The organism is Collinsella sp. CLA-ER-H2 (assembly GCF_040092405.1).
GTDB lineage: Bacteria > Actinomycetota > Coriobacteriia > Coriobacteriales > Coriobacteriaceae > Collinsella.
The window spans coordinates 1-13,989 of sequence record NZ_JBBNLO010000038.1 but is presented as its reverse complement, the minus strand read 5'-3'; the positions used below and the strand labels follow the sequence as shown (position 1 = coordinate 13,989).

The 13,989-nt window shown below is 58.8% G+C and carries 10 protein-coding genes; 6 read left to right on the top strand and 4 right to left on the bottom strand.

Annotation, left to right across the window (positions count from 1 at the left end):
• Positions 1-224: 224 nt before the first annotated feature.
• The gene (gene grcA3, locus AAAX59_RS09000; RefSeq protein ID WP_117583521.1) at positions 225-476 is read right to left on the bottom strand and encodes an autonomous glycyl radical cofactor GrcA3; all 252 of its coding nucleotides are present in this window, start codon (positions 474-476) and stop codon (positions 225-227) included.
• A gap of 85 nt (positions 477-561) precedes the next feature.
• Entirely contained in the window at positions 562-2,613 is a 2,052-nt protein-coding gene (gene pflB / locus AAAX59_RS08995; RefSeq protein WP_349071511.1) for a formate C-acetyltransferase, read from the bottom strand.
• Between the two features lie 544 nt (positions 2,614-3,157).
• Here pflB and AAAX59_RS08990 point away from each other — a divergent pair.
• The 5 genes from AAAX59_RS08990 (at position 3,158) to AAAX59_RS08970 (ending at position 10,591) form a co-directional block, all read left to right on the top strand.
• Positions 3,158-3,607, top strand: coding sequence for a MarR family transcriptional regulator (locus AAAX59_RS08990; RefSeq protein ID WP_148331971.1), 450 nt, complete (start codon positions 3,158-3,160; stop codon positions 3,605-3,607).
• Complete coding sequence (locus AAAX59_RS08985) at positions 3,604-5,970, top strand: ABC transporter ATP-binding protein (protein WP_349071510.1); 2,367 nt, start codon at positions 3,604-3,606, stop codon at positions 5,968-5,970. The genes AAAX59_RS08990 and AAAX59_RS08985 overlap by 4 nt, the downstream gene beginning before the upstream one ends.
• Entirely contained in the window at positions 5,970-7,826 is a 1,857-nt protein-coding gene (locus AAAX59_RS08980) for an ABC transporter ATP-binding protein (RefSeq protein WP_349071509.1), read from the top strand. The genes AAAX59_RS08985 and AAAX59_RS08980 overlap by 1 nt, the downstream gene beginning before the upstream one ends.
• 569 nt (positions 7,827-8,395) lie before the next feature.
• Complete coding sequence (locus AAAX59_RS08975) at positions 8,396-9,427, top strand: 3-deoxy-7-phosphoheptulonate synthase (protein WP_195503267.1); 1,032 nt, start codon at positions 8,396-8,398, stop codon at positions 9,425-9,427.
• 513 nt (positions 9,428-9,940) lie between these two features.
• Entirely contained in the window at positions 9,941-10,591 is a 651-nt protein-coding gene (locus tag AAAX59_RS08970; RefSeq protein ID WP_349071508.1) for a GNAT family N-acetyltransferase, read from the top strand.
• Between the two features lie 615 nt (positions 10,592-11,206).
• Here AAAX59_RS08970 and AAAX59_RS08965 read toward each other — a convergent pair.
• Together AAAX59_RS08965 and aguA are read right to left on the bottom strand one after the other, a co-directional pair.
• Positions 11,207-11,377, bottom strand: a complete 171-nt coding sequence (locus tag AAAX59_RS08965) for a hypothetical protein (protein WP_158554607.1) — start codon at positions 11,375-11,377, stop codon at positions 11,207-11,209.
• Between the two features lie 160 nt (positions 11,378-11,537).
• A complete protein-coding gene (gene aguA / locus AAAX59_RS08960; protein WP_349071507.1) occupies positions 11,538-12,659 on the bottom strand; it encodes an agmatine deiminase in 1,122 nt (373 codons plus the stop codon).
• 178 nt (positions 12,660-12,837) lie between these two features.
• On the opposite strand from aguA, the gene AAAX59_RS08955 reads away from it, so the two are divergent.
• Entirely contained in the window at positions 12,838-13,641 is an 804-nt protein-coding gene (locus AAAX59_RS08955; RefSeq protein ID WP_271736885.1) for a LuxR C-terminal-related transcriptional regulator, read from the top strand.
• Positions 13,642-13,989: the final 348 nt, after the last annotated feature.

The following is a 13,989-nucleotide window of genomic DNA, read 5'->3' as shown; positions in this document are numbered from 1 at the left end:
CTACGAGGCATGGGTCGAGGCCGGACTTCCGCTCGATTGGGACAGGCAAGCCTTCGAGGCCGAGCGCAAAATGGATTCTAAAAAACACCTTGCCAAATAGGAGCGTCAGGACGCAAAGAGGCTCCGCCGCGCAACGCGCGCAGCGGAGCCTCTTTGCATGTCCGAGGACGTTTTGGAAAATAACCCAAAACCGGCCCCAGTAATCCTACAGGAGTTAAACCCCTTTAGAACTTGTCGTGGAAGGTACGCGAAATGACCTCGTCCTGCTGCTCCTTGGTGAGCGTGTGGAAGTTCACGGCATAGCCGGAAACGCGGATGGTCAGCTGCGGGTACTTCTCGGGGTGAGCCTGAGCGTCGAGCAGCGTCTCACGGTTGAAGACGTTGATGTTCAGGTGGTGGCCACCCTTCTCGGCGTAAGCGTCGAGCATGTGGACCAGGTTATCGGCCTGGGTCTCGGAAACTTCAGAAACCTTCATAATGTGTCTCCTTCGATTAATAGGCGCCGGCCGAAACCGGCGCACTAATCAGTAATCGTTATTGTTAGTATAGCACTAACAATAGTTACTCGCCCAGCTGATCAAGGTCGATATCGCCAAAGAACACCTGGTCCTCCTTGCCGAGCGCACTCGGGATGATGGAGAAGGTGTTGGAGATGCCGTCCTGAGCATCGCGGAACGGGAGCTTGGAAACCGAAGACAGCGAAGCGATGGCGCCGTGGCTATCGCGCTTGTGCATGGGGTTAGCACCCGGGGCGAACGGCTGGCCAGCCTTGCGGCCGTCGGGCGTGGAGCCGGTCTTCTTACCGTACACGACGTTGGAGGTAATGGTCAGAACCGAGGTCGTGGGCACGGAGTTGCGGTAGGTGTCGTTCATGCGGATGTACTCCATGAACTGGTGCACAACGTCGTGAGCGATCTGGTCGACGCGGTCGTCGTCGTTACCGTACTTGGGGAACTCGCCCTCGGTCTCGAAGTCGACGATGATGCCGTTCTCATCACGGACGGGGTGGACCTTGGCGTACTTGATGGCGGACAGGGAGTCAGCCACGACGGAAAGGCCAGCGATGCCCGTAGCGAACCAGCGGTGCACGTGCTTGTCGTGCAGAGCCATCTGGATGCGCTCGTAGCAGTACTTGTCGTGCATGTAGTGAATGATGTTCAGCGAGTTGACGTACACGCCAGCGAGCCACTTCATCATGTCGTTGTACTTGGCCACAACGTCGTCGTAATCGAGCGTATCGCCCTCGACGGCGCGATACTTGGGACCGACCTGCTTCTTGGAGACCTCGTCAACACCGCCGTTGAGTGCGTACAGCAGGCACTTGGCCAGGTTGGCGCGGGCGCCGAAGAACTGCATCTCCTTGCCGATGCGCATGGAGGACACGCAGCAGGCAATACCGTAGTCGTCGCCATGATAGACACGCATGAGGTCGTCGTTCTCGTACTGAATCGAGGAGCTGGCGACAGAAGTCTTGGCGCAGAACTTCTTGAAGTTCTCGGGCAGACGGGTCGACCACAGAACGGTCATGTTGGGCTCGGGGCTGGTGCCCATGTTCTCGAGCGTGTGCAGGTAGCGGTAGCTCATCTTGGTAACGAGCGTACGGCCGTCAACACCCATGCCGCCGATGGACTCGGTGACCCACTGCGGATCGCCGGTGAACAGGGCCTGGTACTCGGGGGTACGGGCAAACTTGACCATGCGGAGCTTCATGATGAAGTGATCCACGAACTCCTGGATCTGCTCCTCGGTGAAGGTACCGTTGGCAAGGTCGCGCTCAGCGTAGATGTCGATGAACGTAGAGGTACGGCCGATGGACATAGCAGCGCCGTTCTGCTCCTTGACGGCAGCAAGGTAGGCGAAGTACATCCACTGGATGGCCTCCTGCGTGTTGGTGGCAGGGTTGGAAATATCGAAACCATAGGTCTCGGCCATCATCTTGAGCTCGCCGAGGGCGCGGATCTGCTCCTGCAGCTCCTCGCGGTCGCGGATGTTGTCGGCGGTCATGACCGTCGGGGTGGAAGCCTTCTGGGCCTCCTTGTCCTTGATCAGGCAGTCGACGCCGTACAGGGCAACACGACGGTAGTCGCCGATGATACGGCCGCGGCCATAGCCATCGGGCAGACCGGTGATGATGTGAGCCGAGCGGCAAGCACGCATCTCGGGGGTGTAAACATCGAAGACGCCAGCGTTGTGGGTCTTACGCTCGAAGGTGTAGCGCTCGACAACGTTCTCGTCGACCTTATAGCCGTGCTGGCTGGCAGCCTGGCAAGCGATGCGGATACCGCCGTTGACGTGCAGCGCGCGCTTGAGCGGCTTGTCGGTCTGGAGACCGACGATGGTCTCCTTCTCGCGGTGGGCGTTATCGATGTAGCCAGCGGGGTGGCTCACGATACCCGTAACGGTCTTGGTGTCCATATCGAGGACACCGCCCTGCTCGCGCTCCTTAAGCAGCAGGTCGAGAACCTCGCCCCACAGCTCCTTGGTACGCTCGGTCGGGCCGACGAGGAACGACTCGTCGCCCTCGTAGGGGGTGTAGTTCTTCTGGATGAAGTCTCGGACGTCAACCTCTCCCGTCCAGATGCCTTCCTTGAAGCCTTCCCATGCCTCCTGCATTGTGTAACCACGCTCCTAGTTACGTGTAATGCGGCGCTCTCTCACACCGCTGCTTATTGAATTCTTGAATGTTCGGCTTGCACTACCGGCTTCTTCCGTTCTTCACCACACGTCGGTGCAGGGAAAAACGTTTGTCCACCTTGGAACTACAACCCAAAACCCAAGATTTCACCCGTCTGAGAAGGATAACATAGCGACCCTCTCCATCTGGGCTGTTATATGTTTCTTTTTTTATATCATAAAGGCGTTTTTTACAAACCCGCAGGAAATGCGAGCGCGAACAACTACCGTTCACCGATTTGTATGGTATTTTTCCTTGCCTTTGTACGACGTTCGCTCTAGCTGTTATGCCAGCTTTAGCAGGGTAAAGCGCCTATGAGCAGATGGTTGGGACGTAGCTAAAGCTCTACTTTTCGGCGGAGCGGGAGCGCGAGATGCCCGCGAAGACAGATTTCTAGGCATGTCCCAAATATCTACTGTATGAGATGCGAACGCAGGGGTATCATCTTCTACCGAAAATAGTTTCTAGTGTTAGGGGTTTTCGGTGGAAGATACCGATTTCCATGAGCTTGGGCGTCAGCTCTTTACCGAGTTTGGCAGCATGCACCAGCGCGTTTCGCGCTTTGCCGACCAGGCTCTGGGTGGCGAGATGGCCGTCATGCGCGCCCTCATGCGCGCCGGCGGCTCGCTCACGCCGAGCGAACTCGCCGATCGTGCCTGGGTCTCGAGCGCCCGTATCGCCAATATCCTGCGCGCCCTCGAGGCCAAGGGCTGGGTCGAGCGCGAGCACTCAAAGACCGACCGTCGTCGCGTACACGTCACGGTGACCGACAAAGGATTCCAGGATCTCGAAATCAAACGTCGGGAATTCGAGAACCGCACTGCGGCTTTCCTCGAGCAGCTCGGCGAAACAGATACCCAAGAGATGGTGCGCCTTCTAAGACGTGCCAACGAAATTATCGACCGCAATCAAGAAAGGAGAGATGCCGAGTGAGGATTCTCAAGCTCTTTAAAAAACATGTCCTGGCACTGTTTACAGCTATCGTACTTATCGTAATCAGCTGCAACGCCGATCTGGCACTGCCTACCTATATGAGCGACATCGTCGACGTGGGCGTGCAGCAAGGCGGCATCGCCTCGCCCGTGCCCGACACCATTCGCGCCGAATCGCTCGACGACCTCGAACTCTTTATGAGCGCCAAGGACGCCAAGGCTGTGGAGGCCGTGTTTAGCAAGGCACACAAAAACGGGATTCGCACGTACAAGGGCACCGAGGACGAGCGCGCCGACGGCAGCAAGCTCGCTGACATTATGAGCCTGCCCGAGACCGTCGTCCTTTCGCTCAACCAAGGCATCGACGCCAACTCCATGGGCGACATGATGGGCTCGTCCAGCGAGAAAGACAACAACGCCGCCCAGGCCATGCCCACCCCCGAGCAAATGGCAGCGATGACGCCCGAGCAGCTCGCCGAGATGCAGCAGAAGGCCGCAGCGGCGCAGAACATGCAAAAGCAGATTGATGCCGACGGCGGTAAGATCACCATGAAGAGCCTGCGTCTGGGCGTTGAAGGCGGCCTAATCGACCAGGGCAAGCTCGTCGAGGGTGCCAACCAAATGGCGGACAAAATGGGCTCCATGTCGGGCTCCATTGTGACCCAACGCGCCGTGAGCTATGTGCAGGACGAGTACAAGGCGCAGGGCATCGACCCCGCCGACGTGCAGAACGCCTACCTGAGCCGCATGGCGACCACGATGTTTGGGCTGTGCCTGGTGTCGCTCGTCGCCACCATCCTGACCGGTGCCGTGGCGTCGCGCACCGCCTGCTCCATCGCCCGCGACCTGCGCCGCGAGACCTTCAACAAGGTTATGCACTTCTCGCCAGCCGAGGTGGGCAAATTTAGCCAGGCCTCGCTCATTACCCGCTGCACCAACGACATTCAGCAGATCCAGATGGCCGCAACCCTGTTTATCCGTATGTGCCTGATGGCCCCCGTCATGGGCATCGTCGCCGTCATGCGCGTCCTAGCCAACCACACCGGCCTGGAGTGGACCATCGCTGTGGCCATCATCGCGGTTTCGGCCGTCGTCGGCGTGCTCATGGGCCTCACCATGCCCAAGTTCAAAAAGATGCAGAGCTTTGTGGACCGCGTGAACCTTACCGCCCGCGAGCTGCTCGACGGCCTTATGCCCATCCGCTCGTTCAACCGCGAGGAGCATGAGCTCGAACGTTTTGACAAGGCGTCGCTCGACCTGATGACTACGCAGCTCTACACCAACCGCGCCATGAGCTTTATGATGCCGCTCATGATGCTCGTCATGAACTGCATCACCGTGCTTATCGTCTGGTTTGGCGCGCAGGGCGTGTCCGACGGCGTGATGCAGGTCGGCAACATGATGGCGTTCATCTCCTACACCATGCAGATCGTCATGGCGTTTATGATCCTCACCATGGTTTCGGTCATCCTGCCCCGCGCCGAGGTCGCAGCCGAGCGCGTGGAAGAGGTCATCACCTGCCCCACGAGTATCAACGACCCTGTCTCGCCCAAACTGCCTGCTGCCAGCGCGCCGCGCGGCGAGCTCACCTTCCGCGACGTGAGCTTCCAGTATCCCGATGCCCGCGCCGATGTCATTAGCAGCGTGAACTTCACCACGCACGCCGGCCAGATGCTCGGCATCATTGGCTCCACGGGCTCGGGCAAGTCAACGCTTGTGCAGTTGATTCCGCGCCTGTACGACGTCACGGGCGGCAGCATTTCGCTCGACGGCGTCGATGTGCGCGACATGACCCTTTCCGAGCTGCGTCGCCGCATTGGTTACATCCCGCAGCAGGGGCGCCTGTTCTCGGGCACTGTCGAGAGCAACCTCAAGTTTGCCGGCGACATGGTAAGCGATGATGACATGCGCCAAGCCGCGCGCATCTCACAGGCCGAGGACTTTATCGCCGAGCGCGAGGGCGGCTACGACTCCCCCATCAGCCAGGGCGGCTCCAATGTTTCGGGTGGTCAGCGCCAGCGCCTGGCCATCGCCCGCGCGTTGGCCAAAAAGCCCGAGGTCGTGGTGTTCGATGACTCGTTTAGTGCCCTCGACTACAAGACCGACGCGCGCCTGCGCGAGGAGCTGGCCAAAAACGTTACCGACGCCGCACTCGTGGTCGTGGCCCAGCGCATCGCGACCATCATGCACGCCGACCAGATCATCGTGCTCGACGACGGCCACGTAGTGGGCACCGGCACGCACGAGGAGCTGCTGCGCAGCTGCCCGGCGTATCTGGAGATCGCACAGTCGCAGCTTTCCGCCGAGGAGCTGGGGCTTACCCAAGAAGAAATTGCAGCCGTCATGGAAGGAGGCGAGCGCTAATGGCAGACGAGACCAAGACTCAGATTCCCAAGCCCACCCGCCAGCGTGGTCCCATGGGCCGCATGGGCGGCATGCGTCGCGGCGAAAAGGCCAAGGACTTTAAGGGCACCATGAGGCAGCTGCTCGGCTATATCGGCCAGCACAAGATTGCCGTGTTTGCCGCCGTCGCCTTTGCCGTGTGCTCGGTCATCTTTAACATTGTGGGGCCCAAGGTGCTCGGCCAGGTTACCACCAAACTGTTCGAGGGCTTGGTTGCCAAGGTCAACGGCACCGGCGATGTCGACTTTGCCTGGATCGCCAAGACGCTCGGCTTTTTGCTCTGTCTGTATCTGGCGAGTTCTGTCTGCAGCCTGATCCAAGGCTGGCTCATGACCGGCGTCACGCAAAAGATTTGTTATCGCATGCGCAAGGAGATCGCCGCCAAGATCGCTGTCGTTCCGATGAGCTACTTCAACGGCCACAGCAAGGGAGACGTACTCAGCCGCATCACCAACGACGTCGATACGCTGGGTCAGTCGCTCAACCAGAGCGTGACGCAGCTCATCACGTCGGTGACGCAGATTATCGGCGTGCTCGTCATGATGCTTTCGATCAGCCTGCCGCTTACCGGCGTCACCGTGCTCACGCTGCCGGCCGCCGCGATTATCTTGACCGTAATGATTCACTTCTCGCAGCCGTACTTCCGCGAGCAGCAGCAGGTTCTGGGCGCCGTCAACGGCATTATCGAGGAGGACTTTGCCGGCCAGAACGTCATTCAGGTGTTCGACCACGCCGAGGCCTCGATCGAAGAGTTCGACCGTCAAAACGACCGCCTCTTTATTAGTGGCTGGCGCTCGCAGTTCCTGTCGGGCCTGATGATGCCGCTTATGAGCCTGGTGGGTAACATGGGCTACGTGGGCGTTGTCGTGGTGGGCGCACAGCTCGCACTGACCGGCAACGCCACGCCCGGCGACATCCAGAGCTTTATCCAGTACGTTCGCAACTTTACGCAGCCCGTGCAGCAACTGGGCAACGTGAGCAACACGATGCAGTCGATGGCAGCCGCCACCGAGCGCGTCTTTGAGTTCCTGGCCGCGCCCGAGGAGGAGCAGAAAGCCGACGCGCAGATTCCCGAAAAGCGCCCCGGCCATGTGGAGTTTGATCACGTCAAGTTTGGCTATACGCCCGACAAGACCATCATCCACGACTTTAGCTGCGAGGCGCAGCCCGGCCAGACCATCGCCATCGTCGGCCCCACCGGCGCCGGCAAGACCACGCTCATCAAGCTGCTGCAGCGCTTCTACGATGTGGACGGCGGTTCGCTGCGTGTCGAGGGCGTCGACGTGCGCGACTGGGACCGCGCGGCGCTGCGCGGCGAGTTTGCCATGGTGCTGCAGGATACCTGGCTGTTTAACGGCACCATCCGCGAGAACATCCGCTACGGACGCCCCGATGCGAGCGATGCCGAGGTCGAAGCCGCCGCGCGCGCCGCACGTTGCGACCACTTTATCCATACGCTTGCCGGTGGCTACGACTTTATGATCAACGAGGAGGGCACTAACCTGTCGCAGGGTCAGCGCCAGCTCGTGACCATCGCCCGTGCCATTTTGGCCGACCGCCCGGCGCTGATTCTGGACGAGGCGACCTCCAACGTTGACACTCGTACCGAGGAGCTTATTCAGCGTGCCATGGATGCGCTGATGCAGGGCCGTACCAGCTTTGTCATCGCACACCGTCTGTCCACGATCCGCAACGCCGATGTGATCTTGGTAATTCGCGACGGCGACATCGTCGAGAAGGGCACGCACGACGAGTTACTCGCCCAGGGCGGCTTCTACGCCGACCTGTATAACTCGCAATTCGACGAGGCGGCGTAAAAACCGGCGGCAAACAACCGCAATGCCAAGAAAACGGGGGCGCAGGACAACCTGCGCCCCCGTTTTTGTTTTGCGACCCTCGAACCGCCTCCCCTGGGACCTGATTGACAGCCCCTTCGAGGCCCGTGGGCAAAAAATGGCAAATATGAGTACTGTTACTTTTTTAGTAACAGCCAAAACAGCCCCAAATGCCGTTTTCACGGCTTACACGCGTCCCTAAATTGATCAAACAGCCCTATAGCGAACTTATATGTGTTTACGTTAATGAACATATTTTGCTGTTATGTCTATTATTTTGCGAAGGCAATATGATTCTAAGATAGCAACCGTACTCATATTTGGCATTTTTTGCCCACAGGGTATTTCCTGGGGAACCGACAACAGCCTTAGGGTCCCGCGCGGCGCCGTTCCCTCCCGGCATCCGCCGACATTTCCCCAGATAAAACCGACCAAAATAAACCTGTCCCTTTTCGGCAGGTTTCGCTTGCACTTTAGCGTGCGACAGCGGATAATGCCGAGCATTCGAGAATTCGCCAATTGTTGCCGTTAATTGATAAAGGAGGCCCCGCATGGCCATGGATTTCAAACGCAAGCTGCCGATCCCCATGGAGATCCGCGAGGAAATGCCGCTTTCCGCAGAGCTTACCGCCAAAAAGCAGGCATTCGATGCCGAAGTCGCCAAGGTCTTTACCGGCGAGGACGCGCGCAAGGTGCTCATCATCGGCCCGTGCTCTGCCGACCGCGAGGATTCGGTCCTCGAATACATGAACCGCCTGGCCAAGACCGCCGAAGAGGTCAAGGACAAGCTCATCATCATTCCGCGCGTCTACACCAACAAGCCGCGTACCAAGGGCACCGGCTACAAGGGTCTTCTGCACAACCCCAACCCCGAGGCTCCCGACGACCTGCTCGAGGGCGTCAAGGCCATCCGCCACATGCACCTGCGCGTCATCGAGGAGACCGGCTTCTTTACCGCCGATGAGATGCTCTACCCGTCCAACTACCAGTACCTCGTTGACCTGCTGAGCTATGTGGCCGTGGGCGCACGCTCGGTCGAAAACCAGGAGCATCGCCTGGTGTCGAGCGGTATTTCGGTGCCCGTGGGCATGAAGAACCCCACCGCCGGTTCCACCACCGTTATGCTCAACTCCATTTACGCCGCGCAGGCGCACCAGAGCTTCATCTTCCGCAACTGGGAGGTCGAGTGCGACGGCAATCCGCTCGCGCACGCCGTTATGCGTGGCTACATCGGTCTCGACGGTCGCACCTACCCCAACTACCACTACGAGCACCTGGAGCGCCTGGCCGAACGCTACACCGAGCACGCCGGCTATGCCAATCCGGCAGCGGTCATCGACTGCAACCACGACAACTCGGGTAAGCGCCCGCTTGAGCAGTATCGCATTTGCAAGGAGGTGCTCGACAGCTGCCGCCGCAACGAGTCCATCTCCAAGCTGGTCAAGGGCTTTATGATCGAGTCCTACCTGGAGGACGGCAACCAGCCGGTCGACGGCGGCGTCTTTGGCAAGTCGATCACCGATCCGTGCCTGGGCTGGGAAAAGACCGACTACCTCATCCACGAGATCGCGGAACGGGTGTAGGTTACGGCGTTTTACCAAACGCCGTAACGGCTCGACGCTGCGCGGGCCGCATTTGGACAATCTGACGTTCAACTTCAAGGGCGCGACCAGAAGGTCAGCGCCCTTTCGTTTCACGTCACCTTGTCTCAAATGCGACCCGCTCGCTGTCCGTCCTCTACCTGCGGCGTTGTCTTACTCCGGATGCGGCAGTTAGGGACGTTCCTTTTCTGCCGGCAGTTTGGGATGTTCCTTGGGGTAGTCATTGGGGACGTTCTTTAATGACTGGTCGTTTAAGAACGTCCCCAACGACTACCCAGAATGAGAGTGGATAATCTCCCGTTTTTGGCCTATACCAGCGCTAAAAGTGGGAGATTATCCACTCTCATCGAGCAAGTGTCCGAAAATCCGCCCTCATTCCTTCTTAGGACCCTCCGTCCCCGAGGATTCGAGGCTCGCCTGTCGAATGGTCGATGCGGCCGTCCTGCGTCCATGTCACACTCAGGGGTGGCCTGACCCAACTTGGAAGGAGCCCCCATGAGCCTTGACAACGTAACTCTGCGTGCCGCCACGCTCGATGACCTGGCCGGCATCGCCGCCATCTACAACCAGCTGTGGTGCAACACGCTGCGCAACCGAGGCGACGTCGAAGCCGCCGATTTCTGTGCGCGCTTTAACATCGCCATGCAGCTGCAGCGCCCCCCCATCGCGCTCGTTGCCGAAGCTGAAGGCCGCATCATCGCCGCTTGCTGCATCGGTATCTTCGAAGACGGCAAACCACGCACCAATCCCACGTGGGAGCCCTGCTACAACGAGATGTTCGTCCAGGCAACCGAGATGGCAAAGACCGCCGATGCCAAGCTCGAAGGCTCGCTCTTTGGCGATAGCCGCGAGAAGGCAACAGCCGACCGCTTTGCCGCCACGGGCAACGAATATGCCCAAGGCCAGCTCAACCTGATCATCATCGTGCCCGAATGGCAGGGCAAGGGGCTCGGCCGTGCGCTCATCGACCTTGCGCGCGCCGAACTCGCCAAAGCCGGGTGCACCAAATTCTTCCTGATGAGCGACTGCAACTCCGACTGGCAGTTCTACGAGCACCTCAACATGAAGCGCATCTTGGAGGATCACAGCCAGGACACCGGCGACGGATTTATCGTCTATATGTACGGAGGCGACACGCAGGATTAACTTGCATGTCGCCTCACGGGCTTTCTACAAGACGGCCCAAACCATCAACCAAGACGAGTCAACAAGGCGCGCTCTCCTCGGCAGCAAGGGCATTCGTGCTGTAACGAGTGGTGGAGATGGCCACGCTTGCACACAACTGTCTCGGATAGATAGCGGTCGAGCAGGCGCGCCCATGTGCGTGCGTCAAGACGCTCCTCCGCCCTGCCATACAGCGATCGACGGAGTGCCTCGCCCATAGTGCCGCTAAAATCATCGAGCTCAAGAGCGTACTTTGGGACAACGTATCCGACCAACGTCCCCACAAACGGGCTGTGCCCATTACACACGCAGCTGTTTATCAATGGTGCAGGCGGAATGTCATCGTCGTCCAGGTCAAATATGTCCAAGTCCAGCTCACCAGAAGCGTATGGGTGTATTCCGCGGTTAAGCATCTTAAAGATATGGACCGCGAGTCCAAAGTCATCCGTCTGTGGCGTAAACACGGGGGCATTCGTGGACGCTGCCAAGCTCTCGAAATCGCTGATGCCGGCTATCTCCATGAGTTGAAGCACCTCGGGGGCAATATAGCCGGGAGCGGCGCACGCAGTCCTATGTGTCACATCCGAAAGCGTAAAGCTATACGAGCGCCTTGATGGTATCCATGCCCGCATGCGCCGAAGCCTCGCAACCCTTCTGCCCGTTGAGCACGCACTCGAGCAGCGTATCGTATGCGCGCTGGGCTTCGGGGGCCAGGTACGCCCTGTTAAACATGCCCTCGGGTCGCACGTTTCCCTTCGAGTCGATCATATAAGGCCCCAATCTGTTTGGTTTCCCCAGATTGTGTGCCCGCACACCCAAGCCGCACGGCCCGCCGTTCAGCTGAAACCACCACACAAAAAGTCCGCCGACCATTGAAGTCGGCGGACTTTCGCGTGCGGACAATCAAGCACTGTTCACCATGGAACTGCTATTTACAGCGCGCCTTGGGCTGCTGCTGGGTGATGCAGTGGATGTTGCCGCCGCCGTAGATAACCTCGCGAGTCATGATACCGATGACTTCACGGTCCGGATAAGCAGCCTGGATATCCTTGAGCGCCTGGGCGTCATTGGGATCGCCGAACTGCGGTACAAGCACTGCGCCGTTGATGGGCAGGAAGTTGAGGTAGCTCGGCTCGAAAGCATCCTCGGGGGTACGCGGCAGCACGCCCTCGACGGGGTCAATCGTGCTGGCCTCCTCCTCGGTCATATATACCGAGGTCGCAGGCATAATCACCTTGTGGATCTTGAGCTTGCGGCCACGGGCATCCGTCGTCTCGGAAAGCGTCTTATACGCCTCTTGGCACTCCTTGTAGAACTTATGGTTGGGATCATCGGTCCACATGCAGCAGACCTCGCCGGGCGCACTAAAGCATGCGACGTCGTCCACGTGCCCGTTGGTCTCAAACGGGTCGATGCCATCCTTGATCCAAATGACCCTCTCGATGCCCAGGTACTCGGCAAGCTTCTCCTCGATCTGCTCCTTGGTGTACTGGGGGTTGCGGTCCTCATTGAGCAGGCACATCTCGGTGGTCACCACGGTGCCCTGGCCGTCGCAGTTAAACGAGCCACCCTCGAGGATATAATCCTCGGGACGATAGCGGTTAACCTGCTCGAGCTGTGCCACCTGCAGGCCAATGGAAGCGTCCTTGTCCCACGGGAAATACAGGCCGTCAATGAAACCGCCGTAAGCATTAAAGTGGAAGTGCGAGAGTGCCACGTCCCCCTTGTCGTTGACAAGAAACGCCGGGCCGGGGTCGCGAATCCAGCTGTCGTTGTACTCCATGTGGATAACGCGCACGTTCTCAACGCCGTCGAAGATCTCACACACCGCGGGGAAGCCTTCAGTGTTGACGCCCACAGTGATGGGCTGAAAACGTGCAACGGTCTTAATAATCTCGGTAAAGACCTTTTGCGCCGGCTTGGCACCACAGCGCCACACATCCGAGCGATGCGGCCACAAAATCCAGGTGCGCTCCTGCTCTTCGTACTCGCCGGGCATGTAGAATCCGTCCTTCTTTGGCGTAGACTCGCTCTCGTAAATGGTCTTCATTTCAAGCTCCTAAATCTCGGTGCTTTTGCTTGACGAGACCATGATGCGGCCGCACCGAGATGTTCTCAATGGTCCCTCGAGCCCCTTTCAGCGACCGACGGTATACCATTCGCTGACCTAAAGTTCTATTCAGGCCGAGAACATGACATACTGGGTTCCACAATGGAAAGGATGCCCTATGCCCCCATGCAATAATCAGCAGACTATTGAGTTGGACAGTACGACCTGGACTGCTCTCAACGAGCTCGCGCTTGCAATCCACGCATCACACGGTGTCGATAAGCTGCAAAAGGAGACCCTCGAGGGAACGACAGGGCTCGTGCCCCATCGGATCGCCATGTTCGACCTGATCGAGGCAGCGGGCAGTGATGCCCCACGCTACGTCCACCCCGCAAGCAGCGGAATGGACGACCGCGCACTGAGCGACTACTACAACCGCTACGCCGCGATGGACTATACAACATGGAGCTTTGACTTACATAAGGTCGGCGTCTACCGCGACCTCGACCTCGTCGACGTCGAGCGACGCGATGCCACGCCCATCTATCGCAAATGGATGGAACCGCAGGGCGTCTACTTTGGCTGTACGGCCACGCTCGCGCACAACGACAGCCCGCTAGGAAGCATCACCCTGTTTCGTGAACGCACGGCCGGAGACTTCACCGACACCGAGCTCGCAATCCTGCTCGAAGTCGCTCGGCACGCGAGCCTCGCGCTCGCCAACCTCTATCCTCGGGGCATTAAACTCACCCAGACAGAAGACACAAACCAGCTAAATGCTTTCATTACAGAACACAATATCCAACCGCGCGAAGCCGAAGTCATGCGGCTCATGCTCGACGGCAAAACGAACAAACAGATGGCAAACGAGCTATTCATAAGCGAGTCAACCGTCAAGAAGCATGTCAACGCCATCTATCGCAAGCTCGGCGTCAGCAACCGCCTGGGCCTCATGACTGCCACGCAAAACATCCCGCGATAAAAAAGGGCGCCCTCCATGCAGAGAACGCCCTTTGATTTCGCCATTTGAATTAGTGTCGGCTCTGGCTCAAAGAGTAGACAGGTTTATTTTGGCAGGTTTTATCTGGGCAAATGTCAGCCGCCGCGAGGGAGCTGCCTTCCCTCGCGGCGGTCTTCTAGCAGAAAAACCAAGTGAGTAGGCTTTTTGCAGGAGGTCAAGCACGCCCCAAAACGCCACAGCTCTGACCTGCACTGATAATTGTTCTCGGGGGAAGCGGGCACTGCGGGGCGCGGCAACGGCGCGCGATTTCCGCGTCGCAGCGCTACCCTGATGCTGAATGCCGGGACGATGACCCACTGACCTGCTGAC

Coding starts and splice junctions, on each gene's coding strand:
- AAAX59_RS08955 (WP_271736885.1), top strand. CDS start 12,838: ATGCCCCCATGCAATAATCAGCAGACTATTGAGTTGGACAGTACGACC.
- AAAX59_RS08975 (WP_195503267.1), top strand. CDS start 8,396: ATGGCCATGGATTTCAAACGCAAGCTGCCGATCCCCATGGAGATCCGC.
- AAAX59_RS08980 (WP_349071509.1), top strand. CDS start 5,970: ATGGCAGACGAGACCAAGACTCAGATTCCCAAGCCCACCCGCCAGCGT.
- aguA (WP_349071507.1), bottom strand. CDS start 12,659: ATGAAGACCATTTACGAGAGCGAGTCTACGCCAAAGAAGGACGGATTC.
- pflB (WP_349071511.1), bottom strand. CDS start 2,613: ATGCAGGAGGCATGGGAAGGCTTCAAGGAAGGCATCTGGACGGGAGAG.
- AAAX59_RS08970 (WP_349071508.1), top strand. CDS start 9,941: ATGAGCCTTGACAACGTAACTCTGCGTGCCGCCACGCTCGATGACCTG.
- AAAX59_RS08965 (WP_158554607.1), bottom strand. CDS start 11,377: ATGATCGACTCGAAGGGAAACGTGCGACCCGAGGGCATGTTTAACAGG.
- grcA3 (WP_117583521.1), bottom strand. CDS start 476: ATGAAGGTTTCTGAAGTTTCCGAGACCCAGGCCGATAACCTGGTCCAC.